Origin of the sequence: Pseudomonas sp. Os17, from assembly GCF_001547895.1 — a bacterium.
Classification (GTDB): domain Bacteria; phylum Pseudomonadota; class Gammaproteobacteria; order Pseudomonadales; family Pseudomonadaceae; genus Aquipseudomonas.
Genome location: NZ_AP014627.1, coordinates 6,148,671 through 6,168,197 on the forward strand (window position 1 = coordinate 6,148,671; position 19,527 = coordinate 6,168,197).

Consider the following 19,527-nt stretch of genomic DNA (forward strand, 5'->3'; position numbering starts at 1 on the left):
AACCTTATGGATTAGCGCAGCATTCCGCTGCCGTAACCCTTCAGGTTGGCTTTCTTCATCAGGGATTCGTACTGGTGGGAAACGAGGTGCGATTGTACTTGCGACATAAAGTCCATAACAACCACGACCACGATCAGCAACGAGGTCCCGCCAAGGTAGAACGGAACGTTTGCAGCAACCACCAGGAACTGGGGCAACAGGCACACGGCCGTCATATATAGAGCACCGAACATGGTCAAGCGGGTCAGTACGCCATCAATGTAGCGCGCCGACTGCTCGCCTGGACGGATGCCCGGAATAAAGGCACCGGACTTCTTCAGGTTTTCCGCTACGTCTTTCGGATTGAACATCAACGCCGTATAGAAGAAGCAGAAGAAAATAATCCCTGCACTAAACAGCAGAATATTCAACGGCTGACCAGGAGCGATCGACTGCGAGATGTCCTGCAACCAGCCCATACCTTCAGACTGACCGAACCAGGCACCCAACGAAGCCGGAAACAGCAAAATGCTGCTCGCGAAGATAGCAGGAATAACACCGGCCATATTCACTTTCAGCGGCAAGTGGCTGGTCTGCGCAGCAAACACCTTACGGCCCTGCTGACGCTTGGCGTAGTGAACAGCAATACGACGCTGGCCACGCTCAATGAACACCACGAAACCGATAATCGCTACTGCCAGCAAACCGATCGCAACCAGGGCAAAAATATTGATATCACCCTGACGTGCAGACTCGAAAGACTGCCCGATCGCTCTCGGAAGACCGGCGACGATACCTGCGAAAATCAACATCGAGATACCGTTGCCAACACCACGCTCAGTAATCTGCTCACCCAGCCACATCATGAACATCGCACCAGCCACAAAAGTGGATACCGCGACGAAATGGAAGCCAAAGTCACCAGTGAACGCAACGCCCTGCCCCGCCAGACCAACGGACATGCCGATGGCCTGAACCAGAGCTAGGACGACAGTGCCGTAGCGGGTGTACTGGCTGATCTTGCGACGGCCAGCTTCACCTTCCTTCTTCAACTGCTCCAGCTGCGGGCTGACGGCTGTCATCAGTTGCATGATGATCGATGCCGAGATATACGGCATGATCCCCAGCGCAAAGATGCTCATCCGCTCCAGCGCGCCGCCGGAAAACATGTTGAACAAGCTAAGAATGGTCCCCTCATTCTGTCGAAACAGGTCTGCGAGTCGGTCAGGGTTGATACCTGGTACCGGGATGTGTGCGCCTATTCGGTAGACGATAATCGCCAGGAACAGAAAACGCAGACGAGCCCAGAGTTCAGACATACCGCCTTTGCCGAGCGCAGAGAGAGCACCTTGCTTAGCCATTTATTCCTCGAACTTGCCGCCAGCTGCTTCGATAGCCGCGCGCGCACCTTTGGTGGCGGCGATACCCTTGATGGTCACAGCGCGAGTAACTTCGCCGGACAGCATGATTTTCACACGCTGAACGTTTTGGTTAATCACGTTGGCATCTTTCAGGGACTGCACAGTGACGATGTCGCCTTCCACTTTAGCCAGCTCGGACAGACGCACTTCTGCGCGGTCCATGGCTTTCAGGGAAACGAAACCGAACTTTGGCAGGCGACGATGCAGCGGCTGTTGTCCGCCTTCAAAGCCTGGAGCAATGGTGCCACCGGAGCGGGAAGTCTGACCTTTGTGACCACGGCCACCAGTCTTACCCAAACCACTACCGATACCACGGCCCGGACGATGCTTTTCGCGACGGGAACCCGGCGCTGGACTCAGATCATTGAGTTTCATCGATTAACCCTCGACACGCAGCATGTAGTAAGCCTTGTTGATCATCCCGCGGTTCTCGGGAGTATCCTGGACTTCTACAGTGTGACCGATGCGACGCAGACCCAGACCCTTAACGCACAGTTTGTGGTTAGGGATACGGCCGGTCATGCTTTTGATCAGCGTTACTTTAACGGTAGCCATGATCAGATGATCTCCTGGACGCTTTTGCCACGCTTGGCGGCAATGGATTCAGGGGACTGCATTGCTTTCAAACCCTTGAAAGTGGCGTGAACCACGTTTACTGGGTTAGTCGAGCCATAGCACTTGGCCAGAACGTTCTGAACACCAGCAACCTCGAGAACAGCACGCATAGCGCCGCCAGCGATGATACCGGTACCTTCAGAAGCAGGCTGCATGTACACCTTGGAAGCGCCGTGAGCGGACTTCATAGCGTATTGCAGAGTGGTGCCGTTCAGATCAACTTGGATCATGTTGCGGCGAGCAGCTTCCATTGCCTTCTGGATCGCAGCAGGCACTTCACGCGACTTGCCACGGCCGAAGCCAACACGGCCCTTACCGTCACCAACCACGGTCAACGCGGTGAAAGTGAAGATACGGCCGCCTTTAACGGTTTTGGCTACGCGGTTAACTTGAACCAGCTTCTCGATGTAGCCTTCGTCGCGCTTTTGGTCGTTATTTGACATAACTTAGAACTCCAGCCCAGCTTCACGAGCAGCATCAGCCAGCGCCTTGACGCGGCCGTGGTACTTGAAGCCAGAGCGGTCGAAAGCCACCTGCGAGACGCCAGCGGCTTTTGCACGCGTAGCGACCAGCTGGCCAACCTTAGTGGCCGCGTCGATGTTGCCAGTGGCGCCATCACGCAGTTCTTTATCCAAAGTCGAGGCACTTGCCAGGACTTTGTTGCCGTCGGCCGAAATGACCTGGGCGTAGATGTGCTGCGAAGAGCGGAACACGCAGAGACGCACGACTTCGAGTTCGTGCATTTTCAGGCGTGCTTTGCGAGCGCGACGCAGTCGAGTAACTTTTTTGTCGGTCATTTGCTATGCCCTACTTCTTCTTGGCTTCTTTACGACGGACGACTTCGTCCGCGTAGCGCACACCTTTACCTTTGTAAGGCTCTGGTGGACGGAAGTCGCGGATCTCAGCGGCCACTTGACCTACCAGCTGCTTATCGATGCCCCGGATCAGGATATCGGTCTGGCTAGGAGTCTCAGCGGTGATGCCTTCCGGCAGTTCGTAATCCACTGGATGCGAGAAGCCGAGGGCCAGGTTCAGCACTGTTCCTTTTGCTTGTGCCTTGTAACCAACACCGACCAGCTGGAGCTTGCGCTCGAAGCCTTGGCTTACGCCTTGGACCATGTTGTTTACCAGAGCACGAGTGGTACCGGCCATTGCACGAGTTTGTTGATCGCCATTGCGAGCAGCGAAACGCAGCTCACCAGCTTCCTCAACAATTTCAACGGACGAGTGAACGTTCAGTTCGAGAGTGCCCTTGGCACCCTTCACCGAAAGCTGTTGGCCGGCGAATTTAACTTCGACACCAGCTGGCAGCTTAACGGGGTTCTTAGCGACGCGAGACATGCTTATCCCCCCTTAGAACACAGTGCAAAGAACTTCGCCGCCGACACCGGCAGCGCGCGCAGCACGATCAGTCATCACACCTTTGTTGGTGGAGACGATAGACACGCCAAGACCGCCACGAACTTTCGGCAGCTCTTCAACGGACTTGTACTGACGCAGGCCTGGACGGCTAACGCGCTTCACTTCTTCGATGACCGGACGGCCTTCGAAGTACTTCAGCTCGATGGACAGCAGAGGCTTGATTTCGCTGCTGATCTGATAACCCGCGATGTAACCTTCGTCCTTCAGGACTTTTGCTACAGCCACCTTCAGCGTGGAAGACGGCATGCTTACGACGGACTTTTCAGCCATCTGGGCATTACGGATTCGAGTTAGCATGTCCGCTAACGGGTCCTGCATACTCATGGGCTAGATGCTCCTGATACAAAAAGAATTAGCCTTGCGGCTACAACTGTCGCCGAGAAATTCCGGGCAAAAAACACGGGCTCAGGCGAGCCGGTCATTCTAGACACACCCCAGAAATGAATCAAGCCCCAAAAGGGGCTTGATTCACGTTCAAGGCCACCGGTGATCGAGATCTTGCGAGCCCGAACACCGCGACTTCGATAGCTATTACCAGCTGGCTTTAACCAGACCTGGTACGTCACCACGCATTGCAGCTTCACGCAGCTTGTTACGGCCCAGGCCGAACTTGCGGTAAACGCCGTGCGGACGACCAGTCAGGCGGCAGCGGTTACGCATGCGCGAGGCGCTGGCGTCACGTGGCTGCTTCTGCAGAGCTACGGTAGCTTCCCAACGAGCTTCTGGACTTGCGTTCAGATCCACGATGATAGCTTTCAGCGCTGCACGCTTGGTGGCGTACTTGGCAACGGTGAGCTGACGCTTCAGCTCACGGTTTTTCATGCTCTTCTTGGCCATTTTCCTACTCCAATCAGTTGCGGAACGGGAATTTGAAAGCACGCAGCAGAGCGCGGCCTTCGTCATCGTTCTTAGCAGTGGTGGTCAGGGTAATGTCCAGACCGCGGAGAGCATCGATCTTGTCGTAATCGATTTCCGGGAAAATGATCTGCTCTTTGACACCCATGCTGTAGTTGCCACGACCGTCGAAGGACTTGGCATTCAGGCCGCGGAAGTCGCGAACCCGAGGCAGGGAGATCGACAGCAGACGATCCAGGAACTCGTACATACGCTCACGGCGCAGGGTCACTTTGACGCCGATCGGCCATCCCTCGCGGACTTTGAAGCCAGCGATGGATTTACGAGCGTAGGTCACAACGACTTTCTGGCCGGTGATCTTTTCCAGGTCAGCAACAGCATGCTCGATGACTTTTTTGTCGCCGATCGCTTCGCCCAGACCCATGTTCAGGGTGATTTTGGTAACGCGCGGAACTTCCATCACGTTCGAAAGCTTAAGTTCTTCCTTAAGTTTCGGAGCGATTTCCTTCCGGTAAATCTCTTTTAGTCGTGCCATGGTCTTCTACCTAGCAGTGTTCAAGCATCAACCGCTTTTTGGGTCGACTTGAAGACACGAATTTTTTTGCCGTCTTCTACTTTGAAACCAACGCGGTCAGCCTTGTTGGTTTCGCCGTTGAAAATGGCGACGTTGGAAGCGTGCAGTGGCGCTTCTTTCTCGACGATACCGCCCTGTACGCCCGACATCGGGTTAGGCTTGGTATGACGCTTGACCAGGTTCAGGCCACCGACGACCAGACGGTCATCAGCCAGAACCTTAAGCACCTTACCGCGCTTACCTTTGTCTTTGCCGGCGATCACGATGATCTCGTCGTCACGACGAATCTTTTGCATGTCGGATCTCCTTACAGCACTTCTGGGGCGAGCGAGACGATCTTCATGAACTTCTCAGTACGAAGTTCACGGGTCACTGGCCCAAAGATACGGGTGCCGATCGGCTCTTGCTTGTTGTTCAACAGAACAGCAGCGTTGCCATCAAAGCGGATGATGGAGCCGTCTGCACGACGAACACCGTGGCGAGTGCGGACTACAACAGCAGTCATCACTTGGCCTTTCTTCACCTTACCGCGAGGAATTGCTTCCTTGACGGTCACTTTGATGATGTCACCGATACCAGCGTAACGACGATGGGAGCCACCCAGCACCTTGATGCACATAACGCGGCGAGCGCCGCTGTTATCGGCCACATCGAGCATGGATTGAGTCTGAATCATATAATTTCTCCGACCCCTAGCCCTTAGACTTCCACAGCGCGTTCGAGAACATCAACCAGGGCCCAAGACTTGGTCTTGGCCATCGGACGAGTTTCACGAATAGTGACTTTGTCGCCGATGTGGCACTGATTGGTTTCGTCGTGCGCGTGCAGCTTAGTCGAACGCTTAACGTATTTACCGTAGATAGGGTGCTTAACGCGACGCTCGATCAGAACGGTGATGGTCTTGTCCATCTTGTCGCTGACAACACGGCCAGTCAGCGTACGGACAGTTTTTTCGGCTTCAGCCATGATTACTTACCTGCCTGCTGGTTGAGCACAGTCTTCACGCGAGCGATGTCACGCTTAACTTGCGAGAGCAGATGAGACTGCCCCAACTGGCCAGTTGCCTTCTGCATACGCAGATTGAACTGGTCGCGCAGCAGGCCGAGCAGTTGCTCGTTCAGCTGCTGTGCGGATTTTTCACGAAGTTCATTCGCTTTCATCACATCACCGTCCGTTTAACAAAGGAGGTGGCGAGCGGCAGCTTTGCAGCAGCCAGGGCGAAAGCCTCACGCGCCAGCTCTTCAGAAACACCCTCGATTTCATACAGGACTTTGCCTGGCTGAATCTGGGCAACCCAGTATTCGACGTTACCCTTACCTTTACCCATCCGAACTTCGAGTGGTTTTTTGGAAATAGGCTTGTCCGGGAATACACGGATCCAGATCTTGCCACCACGTTTTACGTGACGGGTCAGAGCACGACGCGCTGACTCGATCTGACGAGCGGTGAGACGACCACGAGCAACAGACTTCAGCGCGAACTCGCCGAAGCTGACTTTGCTACCGCGCAATGCCAGACCACGGTTGTGGCCGGTCATTTGCTTGCGGAACTTCGTACGCTTTGGTTGCAACATTTGGCGTACCCCTTACTTAGCAGCTTTTTTACGAGGCGCAGGTGCTTGCGGCTTCAGCTCTTCTTGGCGACCACCAATTACTTCGCCTTTGAAGATCCAAACCTTCACACCGATCACACCGTAAGTGGTGTGAGCTTCGTAGGTGGCATAGTCGATATCGGCACGCAGGGTGTGCAGTGGCACACGACCTTCGCGATACCATTCAGTACGTGCGATTTCAGCACCGCCGAGACGACCGCTCACTTGGATTTTGATGCCTTTGGCACCAATGCGCATGGCGTTCTGTACAGCGCGCTTCATAGCACGACGGAACATTACGCGACGCTCCAGCTGCTGAGCTACGCTCTGCGCAACCAGCATACCGTCGAGCTCCGGCTTGCGGATCTCTTCGATATTGATGTGCACAGGCACACCCATTTGCTTGGTCAGGTCCTGACGCAGCTTCTCAACATCTTCACCTTTCTTGCCGATCACGATGCCGGGACGAGCGGTGTGGATGGTGATGCGTGCAGTTTGAGCCGGACGATGGATATCGATACGGCTTACGGACGCGCTTTTTAGTTTGTCTTGGAGATACTCACGCACATTCAGATCTGCGAGCAAATAGTCCGCATAAGTCCGACCGTCTGCGTACCAGACGGAGGTGTGCTCCTTGACGATTCCCAGGCGAATGCCAATGGGATGTACTTTCTGACCCATCTCTTCGACTCCGTTACTTGTCAGCAACCTTGACAGTGATATGGCAAGACCGCTTGACGATGCGATCAGCACGGCCTTTGGCACGTGGCATGATGCGCTTCAGCGAACGCCCTTCGTTGACGAAAACGGTGGAGACCTTCAGGTCATCAACGTCTGCGCCTTCGTTATGCTCGGCGTTGGCTACGGCCGACTCCAGCACTTTCTTCATGATCTCGGCGGCTTTCTTACTGCTGAAAGCCAACAGGTTGAGCGCTTCGCCCACCTTCTTCCCGCGGATCTGGTCGGCGACCAAGCGGGCTTTCTGGGCGGAGATTCGAGCGCCCGACAACTTAGCGGCTACTTCCATCATTCCTTACCCCTTAACGCTTGGCTTTCTTGTCAGCCACGTGCCCGCGATATGTACGGGTACCGGCGAACTCGCCCAGTTTGTGGCCGACCATGTCTTCGTTCACGAGAACTGGAACATGTTGACGACCGTTATGCACAGCAATGGTCAGACCGACCATTTGTGGCAGGATCATGGAACGGCGCGACCAGGTCTTAACTGGTTTGCGATCGTTCTTTTCCGCCGCCACTTCGATCTTCTTCAGTAGGTGAAGATCAATAAAAGGACCTTTTTTCAGAGAACGTGGCACTGTCGTATCCCTCTATTTACTTGCGACGACGGACGATCATTTTGTCGGTACGCTTATTACCACGAGTCTTCGCGCCCTTAGTCGGGAAGCCCCATGGCGATACCGGATGACGACCACCAGAGGTACGACCTTCACCACCACCATGTGGGTGGTCAACCGGGTTCATGGCAACACCACGAACGGTTGGGCGAACGCCACGCCAGCGTTTGGCACCAGCTTTACCCAGCGAACGCAGGCTGTGCTCGGAGTTCGAGACTTCGCCCAGGGTCGCACGGCACTCAGCCAGCACTTTACGCATCTCACCAGAGCGCAGACGCAGGGTCACGTAGACACCTTCGCGAGCGACCAGCTGAGCCGAAGCACCAGCCGAACGAGCGATTTGCGCGCCTTTACCTGGCTTCAGTTCGATGCCGTGTACGGTGCTACCAACTGGGATGTTGCGCAGTTGCAGAGCGTTGCCCGGCTTGATCGGCGCCAAAGCACCTGCGATCAGCTGGTCGCCAGCACTCACACCCTTAGGGGCGATGATGTAGCGACGCTCGCCATCTGCGTACAGCAGCAGAGCGATGTGAGCAGTACGGTTTGGATCGTATTCGATACGCTCGACAGTGGCAGCGATGCCATCTTTGTCGTTGCGACGGAAGTCGACCAGACGGTAATGCTGCTTATGACCACCACCAACGTGACGAGTGGTAATACGGCCATTGTTGTTACGACCACCAGACTTCGACTTCTTCTCGAGCAGCGGTGCGTGAGGAGCGCCTTTATGCAGCTCCTGGTTGACCACCTTGACCACAAAACGGCGGCCAGGGGAAGTCGGTTTGCATTTAACGATTGCCATGATGCACCCCTTCCTTACTCAGCACTGCTGCTGAAATCGAGATCTTGGCCTGGCTGAAGGGAGATAACTGCCTTCTTCCAGTCATTACGCTTGCCCAGACCGCGAGCGGTACGCTTGCTCTTACCCAGAACATTCAGGGTAGTAACGCGCTCCACTTTCACGCTGAACAGGCTTTCGACGGCCTTCTTGATTTCCAGCTTGGTTGCATCAGTAGCAACCTTGAAAACGAACTGGCCTTTCTTGTCTGCCAGAACCGTAGCCTTCTCGGAAACGTGCGGGCCAAGCAGAACTTTAAATACGCGTTCCTGGTTCATCCCAGCAGCTCCTCGAATTTCTTCACGGCCGACACAGTGATCAACACTTTGTCGTATGCGATCAGACTAACTGGATCGGAACCTTGCACGTCACGTACATCAACGTGAGGCAGGTTACGAGCAGCCAGGTACAGGTTCTGATCAACAGCGTCCGACACGATCAGAACGTCGGTCAGGCTCATGTTGTTCAGTTTGCCCAGCAGATCTTTGGTCTTCGGAGTTTCAACAGCGAAATCCTGAACCACGACCAGACGATCAGTACGCACCAGCTCAGCAAGGATGGAACGCATTGCTGCGCGATACATCTTCTTGTTCAGCTTCTGGGAGTGATCCTGAGGACGAGCTGCGAAAGTGGTACCGCCGCCACGCCAGATTGGGCTACGGATAGTACCGGCACGAGCACGGCCAGTACCTTTCTGACGCCATGGGCGCTTGCCGCCACCGGAAACGTCGGAACGGGTCTTTTGCTGCTTGCTACCTTGACGGCCGCCGGCCATGTAGGCCACGACTGCTTGGTGAACCAGCGTCTCGTTGAATTCGCCGCCAAATGTCAGTTCGGAAACTTCGATCGCTTGAGCGTCATTTACATTTAATTGCATGTCAGCTTCCCCTTAACCGCGAGCCTTGGCCGCCGGACGTACAACCAGGTTGCCGCCAGTAGCGCCAGGAACAGCACCCTTGACCAACAACAGATTGCGTTCAGCGTCGACGCGCACTACTTCCAGGGACTGCACGGTCACGCGCTCAGCGCCCATATGACCGGACATTTTTTTGCCCTTGAATACACGACCAGGAGTCTGGCACTGGCCAATAGAGCCCGGGACGCGGTGGGAAACGGAGTTACCGTGGGTGTTATCTTGACCGCGGAAATTCCAACGCTTGATGGTACCGGCGAAGCCTTTACCTTTCGACTGACCGGTAACATCTACCAGTTGGCCAGCTGCGAAGATTTCTGCATTGATCAGATCGCCAGCTTGGTATTCGCCTTCTTCAAGACGGAATTCCCAAACGCCACGACCAGCAGCAACGTTCGCTTTAGCGAAGTGACCTGCTTGAGCAGCAGTCACGCGCGAAGCACGACGCTCACCTACAGTGACTTGCACTGCACGATAGCCATCGGTTTCTTCAGTTTTGAACTGGGTGACGCGATTCGGCTCGATCTCAATGACCGTGACCGGAATGGAGACACCTTCTTCGGTGAAAATACGGGTCATACCGCATTTACGACCGACTACACCAATAGTCATGTTGTAAACCTCATGAGTGTACGGGGCTTTCACCCGCTATGGCCGCCCATTTCAGAGCGTTACACGACTAAGACCGAGTCTTAGCCGAGGCTGATCTGCACTTCCACACCTGCCGCAAGATCAAGCTTCATAAGTGCGTCAACGGTTTTATCCGTTGGCTGGACGATGTCCAGGACACGCTTATGAGTACGGATCTCGTACTGGTCACGCGCGTCTTTGTTGACGTGCGGAGAGACCAGAACGGTGAACCGCTCTTTACGGGTAGGCAGTGGAATTGGACCACGCACTTGAGCACCAGTACGTTTCGCGGTTTCCACGATTTCCTGGGTGGATTGGTCGATCAGGCGATGGTCGAAAGCCTTCAACCTGATACGGATTTGCTGATTTTGCATTGGATTTCAGACTCCAGGCTGCTATTCCCACCGGGCGCAATACGCCCGTTAAAAGGAGGCGCAATTCTATAGACGGCCCCACAGAGTGTCAACCCAATAAAAAAGCCCCCGCAAGCGGGGGCTTCTTCATGAGTCGTCGATTACTCGATGACTTTGGCTACGACGCCGGCGCCGACGGTACGACCGCCTTCACGGATAGCGAAACGCAGACCATCTTCCATCGCGATGGTTTTGATCAGAGTGACAGTCATCTGGATGTTGTCACCTGGCATTACCATTTCAACGCCTTCTGGCAGCTCGCAGTTACCAGTCACGTCAGTAGTACGGAAGTAGAACTGTGGACGGTAGCCTTTGAAGAACGGAGTATGACGGCCGCCTTCTTCTTTGCTCAGAACGTAAACTTCAGCGGTGAACTTGGTGTGAGGCTTAACGGTGCCTGGCTTAACCAGAACCTGACCACGCTCAACGTCATCACGCTTGGTACCACGCAGCAGAACGCCGCAGTTCTCGCCAGCACGACCTTCGTCGAGCAGTTTGCGGAACATTTCAACGCCGGTGCAGGTAGTTTTCTGAGTGTCGCGCAGACCAACGATCTCAACTTCTTCCTGGATGCGAACGATACCACGCTCAACACGGCCAGTTACCACGGTGCCACGACCGGAGATCGAGAATACGTCTTCGATTGGCATCAGGAACGGCTTGTCGATAGCACGCTCTGGCTCTGGGATGTAGGTATCCAGAGTTTCTACCAGACGCTTAACAGCGGTGGTACCCATTTCGTTGTCGTCTTGGCCGTTCAGAGCCATCAGAGCCGAACCGATGATGATCGGAGTGTCGTCACCTGGGAAGTCGTAAGTGCTCAGCAGATCGCGCACTTCCATCTCAACCAGTTCCAGCAGCTCAGCGTCGTCAACCATGTCAGCCTTGTTCAGGAAGACAACGATGTACGGAACGCCTACCTGACGGGACAGCAGGATGTGCTCACGAGTTTGTGGCATCGGACCATCGGCAGCCGAGCAAACCAGGATCGCGCCGTCCATCTGGGCAGCACCGGTGATCATGTTTTTGACGTAGTCGGCGTGACCTGGGCAGTCAACGTGCGCGTAGTGACGAATGTGCGAATCGTACTCTACGTGAGCAGTGTTGATGGTGATACCACGAGCCTTTTCTTCTGGGGCGCTGTCGATCTTGTCGAAGTCAACACGAGCCGAACCGAAAACTTCGGAGCAAACGCGAGTCAGAGCAGCAGTCAGAGTGGTTTTACCGTGGTCAACGTGACCGATGGTGCCAACGTTGACGTGCGGTTTGTTACGTTCAAATTTTTCTTTAGCCACGACAATAAACTCCTAGCCTAAAGGGGAGACTGAATCAGCCTTGTTTTTTAACGAGAGCTTCGACGATGTTCGACGGAGCTTCGGCGTATTTGGAGAATTCCATGGAGTAGCTCGCGCGACCCTGAGACATGGAACGAACGTCAGTTGCATAACCGAACATTTCACCCAGTGGTACCTCGGCGCGGATCACCTTGCCGGACACCGAGTCATCCATACCCTGAATCAGACCACGACGACGGTTCAGGTCACCCATCACGTCACCCATGTAGTCCTCTGGGGTTACTACTTCAACCTTCATGATCGGCTCGAGCACAACACCGCCGCCCTTCTGGGCCAGCTGCTTGGTCGCCATGGAGGCCGCCACCTTGAACGCCATCTCGTTGGAGTCGACGTCGTGGTAGGAACCATCGAACACGGTAGCCTTCAGGCCGATCAGCGGATAGCCGGCAACGACGCCGTTCTTCATCTGCTCTTCGATACCCTTCTGGATAGCCGGGATGTATTCCTTAGGAACCACACCACCAACAACTTCGTTGGTGAAGACCAGACCTTCGGTGATGTTGCCGCTCGCGTCGACGTCCGGCTCCGAGAAACGGATCCAGCAGTGACCGAACTGACCGCGACCACCCGATTGACGAACGAACTTGCCTTCGATCTCAACGTTGCTCTTGGTGATCTTCTCGCGGTACGAAACCTGCGGCTTGCCGATGTTGGCTTCGACGTTGAACTCGCGCTTCATGCGGTCAACGAGGATATCCAGGTGCAGCTCACCCATACCGGAAATGATGGTCTGACCAGTCTCTTCGTCAGTCTTGACGCGGAACGACGGGTCTTCCTGAGCCAGTTTGCCCAGTGCAATACCCATCTTCTCCTGGTCCTGCTTGGTTTTCGGCTCTACTGCCACCGAAATTACAGGCTCAGGAAAGTCCATACGCTCAAGAATGATCTGCTTGTCGAGATCGCACAAAGTATCACCAGTGGTGACGTCCTTCATGCCGATCAGGGCAGCGATATCGCCTGCACGTACTTCCTTGATCTCTTCACGCTGGTTGGCGTGCATCTGCACCATACGACCAACGCGCTCTTTCTTGCCCTTGACCGAGTTGATCACGGAATCGCCCGAGCTCAGGAAGCCCGAGTAAACGCGCACGAAAGTCAGAGTACCAACGAACGGGTCGGTAGCGATCTTGAATGCCAGAGCCGAGAACGGTTCAGCATCATCAGCGTGACGCTCGTCGTAATCCGCCTCTACCAGCTCATCCTTCGGCTTCTCGATGAGGTCCGGGTGGATGCCCTTGATCGCCGGGATCTCGGTAGGAGCAGGCAGGAAGTCGATAACGGCGTCGAGAACCAGGGGAACACCCTTGTTCTTGAACGAAGAACCGCAGACAGCCGGAACGATCTCGCTCGCCAGGGTGCGCGCACGCAGGCCAGCCTTGATCTCTTCTGGAGTCAGGTCACCTTCTTCAAGGTACTTGTTCATCAGCTCTTCGTTGGCTTCAGCAGCGGCTTCAACCATGTTGGAGCGCCACTCGGTAGCCAGGTCCAGCATATCAGCAGGAATTTCTTCCTCGCGATAGGTAGTACCCTTGTCGTCGTCGTTCCAGTAGATAGCCTTCATCTTGATCAGATCAACCTGACCTTCGAAGTTATCTTCAGCGCCGATAGCCAGCTGAACCGGAACCGGGGTGTGGCCCAGGCGATTCTTGATCTGACCAACAACGCGCAGGAAGTTAGCACCAGCACGGTCCATCTTGTTCACGTAAACAACACGTGGGACGCCGTACTTGTTGGCTTGACGCCATACGGTTTCGGACTGAGGCTCAACACCGGAAGTACCGCAGAACACAACGACCGCGCCGTCGAGTACGCGCAGAGAGCGCTCTACTTCAATGGTGAAGTCTACGTGGCCTGGGGTATCGATAACGTTGACACGATAGTTATCGTATTGGCCGCGCGAACCTTTCCAGAAGGTAGTTACAGCAGCGGAGGTAATGGTGATACCACGCTCCTGCTCCTGCACCATCCAGTCGGTGGTAGCAGCGCCGTCATGCACCTCACCCATCTTGTGGCTGAGACCTGTGTAAAACAGGATCCGCTCGGTAGTGGTAGTCTTGCCCGCGTCAACGTGGGCACAGATACCGATGTTACGGTAGCGGTTGATTGCTGTAGTACGAGCCATAAAGCCCTCGCAAAATGAATGATGCTGAGATTAGAAGCGGTAGTGCGAGAAAGCCTTGTTGGCTTCAGCCATACGGTGAACGTCTTCACGCTTCTTAACTGCAGCACCTTTGCCTTCGGCAGCGTCCAGCAGTTCGCCAGCCAAACGCAGAGCCATAGACTTCTCGCCGCGCTTGCGGGCGAAGTCTACCAACCAGCGCATTGCCAGAGCGTTACGACGGGACGGACGAACTTCGACCGGAACCTGGTAAGTAGCACCGCCTACACGGCGCGACTTCACTTCGACCAGCGGAGCGATGGCGTCGAGAGCTTTCTCGAAGATTTCCAGGGGATCGCTGTTCTTGCGCTCTTTAACTTTTTCCAGCGCGCCATAAACGATACGCTCGGCAACGGCTTTCTTGCCGCTCTCCATTACGTGGTTCATGAACTTGGCGAGGATCTGGCTTCCGTATTTCGGATCGTCCAGAATCTCACGTTTGGCTGCTACGCGACGTCTTGGCATTGATAAGCCCTCAAACGGTCTTCAGGTTAGCTCGGGACAGTTGATCCAATGGACGCGTGCCCGACCTTACTCTTATCGACTCAATATAATTAAAAACTGCAAAACGGCCGATTACTTCGGACGCTTGGTACCGTACTTCGAACGACCTTGGTTACGACCTTTAACGCCGGAGGTATCCAGGGAGCCGCGAACGGTGTGATAACGAACACCTGGCAAGTCTTTTACACGACCGCCGCGAATCAGAACGACGCTGTGCTCTTGCAGGTTGTGGCCTTCACCACCGATGTACGAGGAAACCTCGAAACCGTTGGTCAGACGCACACGGCATACTTTACGCAGTGCCGAGTTAGGTTTTTTCGGCGTAGTGGTATACACGCGAGTGCACACGCCACGACGTTGCGGGCAGTTCTGCAGCGCAGGCACGTCGGATTTCTCGACGATACGCTTACGCGGCTGACGTACCAGCTGGTTGATAGTTGCCATCTACTAGCTCCACTGTTGTCTTTCGACATAAACAAAATGGCAGAGCAGGAGCTCCACCAAATTTAGGGGTACAAGAGTCTAAAGAGGATCCCGTCCCCAGTCAAGGCAAGGCCCCGGCCACTCCGATCAGTGAACCGCGACAAAAAATGTCTCGATTCTCAGTCGGAAAAACCGGGGCCTCATCTCAATCTACTGCAGACCTCAGTTACCGCTGGAGTTCAGCGCTTCAGTCAGTGCTGCTTCGACTTCGCTTGCGCTTACACGCAGTGGCTTGTCTGCATCACGACGGCGCTTACGCTCACTGTGGTAAGCCAGGCCGGTACCGGCCGGGATCAGACGACCCACGACCACGTTTTCCTTCAGGCCGCGCAGGTAGTCGCGCTTGCCGGTCACTGCCGCTTCGGTCAGAACACGAGTGGTCTCTTGGAAAGAGGCCGCCGAGATGAACGACTCAGTGGACAAGGACGCCTTAGTAATACCCAGCAGTACGCGGGTGAACTTGGAGATGAACTTGTCTTCAGCGCTCAGACGCTCGTTTTCTACCAGTACGTGAGTCAGTTCCATCTGGTCGCCCTTGATGAAGCTGGAGTCGCCGGATTCGGCAATCTCAACTTTACGCAGCATCTGACGCAGGATGGTCTCGATGTGCTTATCGTTGATCTTCACGCCCTGCAGACGATAAACGTCCTGGATCTCGTTAACGATGTACTTGGCCAGCGCACTCACACCCAGCAGACGCAGGATGTCGTGTGGATCGCTCGGACCGTCGGAAATAACTTCGCCGCGGTTCACTTGTTCGCCTTCGAAGACGTTCAGGTGACGCCACTTCGGAATCAGCTCCTCATACGGATCGCTACCGTCGTTCGGAGTGATGACCAGACGGCGCTTGCCCTTGGTCTCTTTACCGAACGCGATGGTGCCGCTGACTTCAGCCAGAATCGAGGCTTCCTTCGGACGACGAGCTTCGAACAAGTCAGCAACACGCGGCAGACCACCGGTGATGTCACGGGTCTTCGAAGTTTCTTGCGGAATACGAGCGATAACATCACCGATCGCAATCTGCGCACCGTCGGCAACACCCACAAGGGCGTTAGCCGGCAGGAAGTACTGGGCCGGTACGTCGGTACCTGGCAGCAGCAGATCCTTGCCATCCATACCCACCATCTTCACGGCTGGACGAATGTCCTTACCGGCAGCTGGACGGTCCTTGACGTCAAGTACTTCAATGTTGGTCATACCGGTCAATTCGTCAGTCTGACGCTTGATCGTGATGCCTTCTTCCATGCCCACGTAGGTCACGGTACCTTTCATTTCGGTAACGATTGGGTGAGTGTGCGGATCCCACTTGGCCACGATGGCACCAGCGTCGACCTTATCGCCTTCCTTCACCGAAATCACAGCACCGTAAGGCAGCTTGTAGCGCTCGCGCTCACGACCGAAGTCGTCGGCAATTGCCAGCTCGCCCGAACGCGACACGGCAACCAGGTGACCATCCACCCGCTCAACGTGCTTCAGGTTATGCAGACGGACGGTACCGCCATTTTTCACCTGTACGCTGTCCGCTGCCGAGGTACGGCTTGCCGCACCACCGATGTGGAACGTACGCATCGTCAACTGGGTGCCCGGCTCACCGATGGACTGGGCAGCGATTACGCCAACCGCTTCACCGATGTTCACCAGGTGACCACGAGCCAGGTCGCGACCGTAGCACTTGGCGCAGATGCCATAACGGGTTTCGCAGCTGATCGGCGAACGCACGATTACTTCGTCGATGCTGTTCAGCTCGATGAACTCAACCCACTTCTCGTCGACCAGAGTGCCCGCAGGAACGATGACGTCCTCGGTACCCGGCTTGAATACGTCACGGGCGATAACACGACCCAGAACGCGCTCACCCAGAGGCTCTACAACGTCACCGCCTTCAATGTGCGGAGTCATCAGCAGACCGTGCTCGGTGCCGCAATCGATCTCGGTTACAACCAGATCCTGCGCCACGTCTACCAGACGACGAGTCAGGTAACCGGAGTTCGCAGTTTTCAACGCGGTATCCGCCAGACCTTTACGAGCACCGTGAGTCGAGATGAAGTACTGGAGTACGCTCAGACCTTCACGGAAGTTCGCAGTAATCGGCGTTTCGATGATGGAGCCGTCCGGCTTGGCCATCAGACCACGCATACCGGCCAACTGACGGATCTGTGCAGCGGAACCCCGCGCACCCGAGTCAGCCATCATGTACATCGAGTTGAACGACTCTTGCTCGACTTCTTCGCCGTGACGGTCAATGACCTTCTCTTTCGAGAGGTTGGCCATCATCGCCTTGGATACTTCGTCGTTAGCCTTCGACCAAAGGTCGATCACTTTGTTGTACTTCTCGCCCTGGGTTACCAGGCCGGAGGCGTACTGGCTCTCGATTTCCTTCACTTCGTCGGTGGCAGCACCGATGATGCGGGCTTTTTCATCCGGGATAACGAAGTCGTTAACGCCGATCGAAACGCCGGAAATGGTCGAGTAAGCAAAACCGGTGTACATCAACTGGTCAGCGAAGATCACGGTCTCTTTCAGACCCACCACGCGGTAGCACTGGTTGATCAGCTTGGAGATCGCTTTCTTCTTCATCGGCAAGTTGACGACGTCGAAAGACAGGCCTTTTGGCACAACCTGGAACAGCAGCGCACGGCCGACAGTAGTGTCGACAATACGGGTGGTGCTCACGCTGCCGCCATCGCGATCATTGACGGTTTCGTTGATACGAACCTTGATCTTGGCGTGCAGAGCAGCTTCGCCGGCGCGGAATACACGGTCGACTTCCTGCAGGTCGGCGAACACACGACCTTCGCCTTTGGCGTTGATCGCTTCACGGGTCATGTAGTACAGACCCAATACAACGTCCTGCGACGGAACGATGATTGGCTCACCGTTGGCTGGCGACAGAATGTTGTTGGTCGACATCATCAACGCACGCGCTTCCAGCTGGGCTTCCAACGTCAGCGGAACGTGCACGGCCATTTGGTCGCCGTCGAAGTCGGCGTTGTACGCCGCACAGACCAGAGGGTGCAGCTGGATAGCCTTACCTTCGATCAGTACCGGTTCAAACGCCTGGATACCCAGACGGTGAAGGGTCGGTGCACGGTTGAGAAGCACTGGGTGTTCGCGAATCACTTCAGCGAGAACGTCCCAAACCTCTGGCAGCTCGCGCTCGACCATCTTCTTGGCAGCTTTAATGGTCGTGGCCAGGCCACGCATTTCCAGCTTGCCGAAAATGAACGGCTTGAACAGCTCGAGAGCCATCTTCTTCGGCAGACCGCACTGGTGCAGACGCAGGGTCGGACCTACGGTAATTACCGAACGACCAGAATAGTCAACGCGCTTACCGAGCAAGTTCTGACGGAAACGACCTTGCTTACCCTTGATCATGTCAGCCAGGGATTTCAGAGGACGCTTGTTCGAACCGGTAATAGCGCGGCCACGACGACCGTTGTCGAGCAAGGCGTCGACGGCTTCCTGCAACATACGCTTTTCGTTGCGCACGATGATGTCCGGAGCGGACAGATCCAGCAGGCGCTTCAAACGGTTGTTACGGTTGATCACTCGACGATACAGGTCGTTGAGGTCGGAAGTCGCAAAGCGACCGCCATCCAGCGGAACCAGTGGACGCAGATCTGGCGGCAGAACCGGCAGAACGGTCAACACCATCCACTCTGGCAGGTTGCCGGAGCCTTGGAAGGCCTCCATCAACTTCAGACGTTTGGACAGCTTCTTGATCTTGGTTTCCGAGTTGGTTTGCGGAATCTCTTCACGCAGACGGCCAATCTCGTGCTCCAGGTCGATAGCGTGCAGCAGCTCGCGGACAGCCTCGGCACCCATGCGGGCGTCGAAGTCATCACCAAACTCTTCCAGCGCTTCGAAGTACTGCTCGTCGTTCAGCAGCTGACCCTTTTCCAGGGTGGTCATGCCTGGATCGATAACAACGTAGCTCTCGAAGTAGAGAACGCGCTCGATATCACGCAGGGTCATGTCCATCAGCAGGCCGATACGGGACGGCAGCGATTTCAGGAACCAGATGTGGGCAACCGGCGAGGCCAGCTCGATGTGCGCCATGCGCTCACGACGAACCTTGGCCAGTGCAACTTCAACGCCGCACTTCTCGCAGATCACGCCGCGATGCTTCAAGCGCTTGTACTTACCGCACAGGCACTCGTAATCCTTTACCGGGCCAAAGATCTTGGCGCAGAACAGGCCGTCACGCTCAGGCTTGAACGTACGGTAGTTGATGGTTTCCGGCTTTTTAACTTCACCGAACGACCACGAACGGATCATCTCAGGCGAGGCCAATCCGATACGGATGGCGTCGAACTCTTCGACTTGACCCTGGTTTTTCAGCAAATTCAGTAGGTCTTTCAAGGCCTTTCCTCCTGGCGGAGCAGAGAGCGGGCAATCCTGCCCCGCTCTCGATTCGCGTC

General features: G+C 55.3%; 27 protein-coding genes. All 27 read right to left on the bottom strand.

All coding sequences use genetic code 11. From position 1 onward, the window contains the following. Positions 1-11: 11 nt before the first annotated feature. The 27 genes from secY to rpoC all read right to left on the bottom strand — a co-directional run bounded on the left by secY (position 12) and on the right by rpoC (position 19,468). Entirely contained in the window at positions 12-1,340 is a 1,329-nt protein-coding gene (secY, locus tag POS17_RS27205) for a preprotein translocase subunit SecY (RefSeq protein WP_007924182.1), read from the bottom strand. Continuing rightward, positions 1,341-1,775, bottom strand: coding sequence for a 50S ribosomal protein L15 (gene rplO, locus POS17_RS27210; RefSeq protein ID WP_007924183.1), 435 nt, complete (start codon positions 1,773-1,775; stop codon positions 1,341-1,343). A 3-nt stretch (positions 1,776-1,778) separates the two neighbouring features. Further along, positions 1,779-1,955 (bottom strand): 50S ribosomal protein L30, encoded by a 177-nt coding sequence (rpmD, locus tag POS17_RS27215; protein ID WP_003176408.1) that lies wholly within the window; start codon positions 1,953-1,955, stop codon positions 1,779-1,781. Positions 1,956-1,957: 2 nt separating this feature from the next. Further along, positions 1,958-2,458: a 30S ribosomal protein S5 gene (gene rpsE, locus POS17_RS27220; protein ID WP_007924184.1), complete on the bottom strand. Its 501-nt coding sequence runs from the start codon at positions 2,456-2,458 to the stop codon at positions 1,958-1,960. A 3-nt stretch (positions 2,459-2,461) separates the two neighbouring features. Further along, the gene (gene rplR / locus POS17_RS27225) at positions 2,462-2,812 is read right to left on the bottom strand and encodes a 50S ribosomal protein L18 (protein ID WP_003186037.1); all 351 of its coding nucleotides are present in this window, start codon (positions 2,810-2,812) and stop codon (positions 2,462-2,464) included. A gap of 10 nt (positions 2,813-2,822) precedes the next feature. After that, positions 2,823-3,356, bottom strand: coding sequence for a 50S ribosomal protein L6 (rplF, locus tag POS17_RS27230; RefSeq protein WP_016966733.1), 534 nt, complete (start codon positions 3,354-3,356; stop codon positions 2,823-2,825). A gap of 12 nt (positions 3,357-3,368) precedes the next feature. After that, positions 3,369-3,761, bottom strand: coding sequence for a 30S ribosomal protein S8 (rpsH, locus tag POS17_RS27235; RefSeq protein WP_011063773.1), 393 nt, complete (start codon positions 3,759-3,761; stop codon positions 3,369-3,371). Between the two features lie 207 nt (positions 3,762-3,968). Continuing rightward, positions 3,969-4,274: a 30S ribosomal protein S14 gene (gene rpsN, locus POS17_RS27240; protein WP_003228726.1), complete on the bottom strand. Its 306-nt coding sequence runs from the start codon at positions 4,272-4,274 to the stop codon at positions 3,969-3,971. Positions 4,275-4,287: 13 nt separating this feature from the next. Then, positions 4,288-4,827 carry a 50S ribosomal protein L5 gene (gene rplE / locus POS17_RS27245; RefSeq protein WP_003210069.1) on the bottom strand — a complete coding sequence of 180 codons (540 nt, stop codon included), beginning with the start codon at positions 4,825-4,827 and terminating at the stop codon, positions 4,288-4,290. 20 nt (positions 4,828-4,847) lie between these two features. Then, positions 4,848-5,162 (bottom strand): 50S ribosomal protein L24, encoded by a 315-nt coding sequence (gene rplX, locus POS17_RS27250; protein WP_007896770.1) that lies wholly within the window; start codon positions 5,160-5,162, stop codon positions 4,848-4,850. A gap of 11 nt (positions 5,163-5,173) precedes the next feature. After that, on the bottom strand, positions 5,174-5,542 hold the full coding sequence (gene rplN, locus POS17_RS27255) for a 50S ribosomal protein L14 (protein ID WP_002555479.1): 369 nt from the start codon (positions 5,540-5,542) through the stop codon (positions 5,174-5,176). A 23-nt stretch (positions 5,543-5,565) separates the two neighbouring features. Beyond that, entirely contained in the window at positions 5,566-5,832 is a 267-nt protein-coding gene (gene rpsQ / locus POS17_RS27260) for a 30S ribosomal protein S17 (RefSeq protein WP_003194644.1), read from the bottom strand. Positions 5,833-5,834: 2 nt separating this feature from the next. Then, the gene (gene rpmC, locus POS17_RS27265) at positions 5,835-6,026 is read right to left on the bottom strand and encodes a 50S ribosomal protein L29 (protein WP_002555481.1); all 192 of its coding nucleotides are present in this window, start codon (positions 6,024-6,026) and stop codon (positions 5,835-5,837) included. After that, positions 6,026-6,439, bottom strand: a complete 414-nt coding sequence (gene rplP / locus POS17_RS27270; RefSeq protein ID WP_003228729.1) for a 50S ribosomal protein L16 — start codon at positions 6,437-6,439, stop codon at positions 6,026-6,028. The genes rpmC and rplP overlap by 1 nt, the downstream gene beginning before the upstream one ends. Positions 6,440-6,451: 12 nt before the next feature. Further along, entirely contained in the window at positions 6,452-7,138 is a 687-nt protein-coding gene (gene rpsC, locus POS17_RS27275) for a 30S ribosomal protein S3 (RefSeq protein WP_007924192.1), read from the bottom strand. A 13-nt stretch (positions 7,139-7,151) separates the two neighbouring features. Further along, the gene (rplV, locus tag POS17_RS27280; RefSeq protein ID WP_003103908.1) at positions 7,152-7,484 is read right to left on the bottom strand and encodes a 50S ribosomal protein L22; all 333 of its coding nucleotides are present in this window, start codon (positions 7,482-7,484) and stop codon (positions 7,152-7,154) included. A gap of 13 nt (positions 7,485-7,497) precedes the next feature. Next, a complete protein-coding gene (gene rpsS, locus POS17_RS27285; RefSeq protein ID WP_002555486.1) occupies positions 7,498-7,773 on the bottom strand; it encodes a 30S ribosomal protein S19 in 276 nt (91 codons plus the stop codon). A gap of 16 nt (positions 7,774-7,789) precedes the next feature. Further along, entirely contained in the window at positions 7,790-8,614 is an 825-nt protein-coding gene (gene rplB, locus POS17_RS31320) for a 50S ribosomal protein L2 (RefSeq protein WP_011063775.1), read from the bottom strand. 14 nt (positions 8,615-8,628) lie between these two features. After that, the gene (gene rplW, locus POS17_RS27295) at positions 8,629-8,928 is read right to left on the bottom strand and encodes a 50S ribosomal protein L23 (RefSeq protein WP_002555488.1); all 300 of its coding nucleotides are present in this window, start codon (positions 8,926-8,928) and stop codon (positions 8,629-8,631) included. Beyond that, positions 8,925-9,527 (bottom strand): 50S ribosomal protein L4, encoded by a 603-nt coding sequence (gene rplD, locus POS17_RS31325; RefSeq protein ID WP_007924200.1) that lies wholly within the window; start codon positions 9,525-9,527, stop codon positions 8,925-8,927. Before rplD ends, rplW begins: the two co-directional genes overlap by 4 nt. Before the next feature lie 12 nt (positions 9,528-9,539). After that, a complete protein-coding gene (rplC, locus tag POS17_RS27305; protein WP_007924205.1) occupies positions 9,540-10,175 on the bottom strand; it encodes a 50S ribosomal protein L3 in 636 nt (211 codons plus the stop codon). Between the two features lie 80 nt (positions 10,176-10,255). Then, a complete protein-coding gene (gene rpsJ, locus POS17_RS27310) occupies positions 10,256-10,567 on the bottom strand; it encodes a 30S ribosomal protein S10 (protein WP_003186070.1) in 312 nt (103 codons plus the stop codon). Between the two features lie 140 nt (positions 10,568-10,707). Next, on the bottom strand, positions 10,708-11,901 hold the full coding sequence (gene tuf / locus POS17_RS27315) for an elongation factor Tu (protein ID WP_060841339.1): 1,194 nt from the start codon (positions 11,899-11,901) through the stop codon (positions 10,708-10,710). Between the two features lie 34 nt (positions 11,902-11,935). Then, on the bottom strand, positions 11,936-14,083 hold the full coding sequence (fusA, locus tag POS17_RS27320) for an elongation factor G (RefSeq protein ID WP_060841340.1): 2,148 nt from the start codon (positions 14,081-14,083) through the stop codon (positions 11,936-11,938). A gap of 30 nt (positions 14,084-14,113) precedes the next feature. Then, a complete protein-coding gene (rpsG, locus tag POS17_RS27325; protein ID WP_007925959.1) occupies positions 14,114-14,584 on the bottom strand; it encodes a 30S ribosomal protein S7 in 471 nt (156 codons plus the stop codon). A gap of 111 nt (positions 14,585-14,695) precedes the next feature. Continuing rightward, on the bottom strand, positions 14,696-15,067 hold the full coding sequence (gene rpsL / locus POS17_RS27330) for a 30S ribosomal protein S12 (RefSeq protein WP_003186084.1): 372 nt from the start codon (positions 15,065-15,067) through the stop codon (positions 14,696-14,698). Between the two features lie 201 nt (positions 15,068-15,268). Further along, positions 15,269-19,468, bottom strand: coding sequence for a DNA-directed RNA polymerase subunit beta' (gene rpoC / locus POS17_RS27335; RefSeq protein ID WP_060841341.1), 4,200 nt, complete (start codon positions 19,466-19,468; stop codon positions 15,269-15,271). Positions 19,469-19,527 lie beyond the last annotated feature (59 nt).

Excerpts from the sequence above, each read along its gene's own strand:
- secY (WP_007924182.1), bottom strand. The coding sequence starts at position 1,340 with ATGGCTAAGCAAGGTGCTCTCTCTGCGCTCGGCAAAGGCGGTATGTCT.
- rplO (WP_007924183.1), bottom strand. The coding sequence starts at position 1,775 with ATGAAACTCAATGATCTGAGTCCAGCGCCGGGTTCCCGTCGCGAAAAG.
- rpmD (WP_003176408.1), bottom strand. The coding sequence starts at position 1,955 with ATGGCTACCGTTAAAGTAACGCTGATCAAAAGCATGACCGGCCGTATC.
- rpsE (WP_007924184.1), bottom strand. The coding sequence starts at position 2,458 with ATGTCAAATAACGACCAAAAGCGCGACGAAGGCTACATCGAGAAGCTG.
- rplR (WP_003186037.1), bottom strand. The coding sequence starts at position 2,812 with ATGACCGACAAAAAAGTTACTCGACTGCGTCGCGCTCGCAAAGCACGC.
- rplF (WP_016966733.1), bottom strand. The coding sequence starts at position 3,356 with ATGTCTCGCGTCGCTAAGAACCCCGTTAAGCTGCCAGCTGGTGTCGAA.
- rpsH (WP_011063773.1), bottom strand. The coding sequence starts at position 3,761 with ATGAGTATGCAGGACCCGTTAGCGGACATGCTAACTCGAATCCGTAAT.
- rpsN (WP_003228726.1), bottom strand. The coding sequence starts at position 4,274 with ATGGCCAAGAAGAGCATGAAAAACCGTGAGCTGAAGCGTCAGCTCACC.
- rplE (WP_003210069.1), bottom strand. The coding sequence starts at position 4,827 with ATGGCACGACTAAAAGAGATTTACCGGAAGGAAATCGCTCCGAAACTT.
- rplX (WP_007896770.1), bottom strand. The coding sequence starts at position 5,162 with ATGCAAAAGATTCGTCGTGACGACGAGATCATCGTGATCGCCGGCAAA.
- rplN (WP_002555479.1), bottom strand. The coding sequence starts at position 5,542 with ATGATTCAGACTCAATCCATGCTCGATGTGGCCGATAACAGCGGCGCT.
- rpsQ (WP_003194644.1), bottom strand. The coding sequence starts at position 5,832 with ATGGCTGAAGCCGAAAAAACTGTCCGTACGCTGACTGGCCGTGTTGTC.
- rpmC (WP_002555481.1), bottom strand. The coding sequence starts at position 6,026 with ATGAAAGCGAATGAACTTCGTGAAAAATCCGCACAGCAGCTGAACGAG.
- rplP (WP_003228729.1), bottom strand. The coding sequence starts at position 6,439 with ATGTTGCAACCAAAGCGTACGAAGTTCCGCAAGCAAATGACCGGCCAC.
- rpsC (WP_007924192.1), bottom strand. The coding sequence starts at position 7,138 with ATGGGTCAGAAAGTACATCCCATTGGCATTCGCCTGGGAATCGTCAAG.
- rplV (WP_003103908.1), bottom strand. The coding sequence starts at position 7,484 with ATGGAAGTAGCCGCTAAGTTGTCGGGCGCTCGAATCTCCGCCCAGAAA.
- rplB (WP_011063775.1), bottom strand. The coding sequence starts at position 8,614 with ATGGCAATCGTTAAATGCAAACCGACTTCCCCTGGCCGCCGTTTTGTG.
- rplW (WP_002555488.1), bottom strand. The coding sequence starts at position 8,928 with ATGAACCAGGAACGCGTATTTAAAGTTCTGCTTGGCCCGCACGTTTCC.
- rplD (WP_007924200.1), bottom strand. The coding sequence starts at position 9,527 with ATGCAATTAAATGTAAATGACGCTCAAGCGATCGAAGTTTCCGAACTG.
- rplC (WP_007924205.1), bottom strand. The coding sequence starts at position 10,175 with ATGACTATTGGTGTAGTCGGTCGTAAATGCGGTATGACCCGTATTTTC.
- rpsJ (WP_003186070.1), bottom strand. The coding sequence starts at position 10,567 with ATGCAAAATCAGCAAATCCGTATCAGGTTGAAGGCTTTCGACCATCGC.
- fusA (WP_060841340.1), bottom strand. The coding sequence starts at position 14,083 with ATGGCTCGTACTACAGCAATCAACCGCTACCGTAACATCGGTATCTGT.
- rpsG (WP_007925959.1), bottom strand. The coding sequence starts at position 14,584 with ATGCCAAGACGTCGCGTAGCAGCCAAACGTGAGATTCTGGACGATCCG.
- rpsL (WP_003186084.1), bottom strand. The coding sequence starts at position 15,067 with ATGGCAACTATCAACCAGCTGGTACGTCAGCCGCGTAAGCGTATCGTC.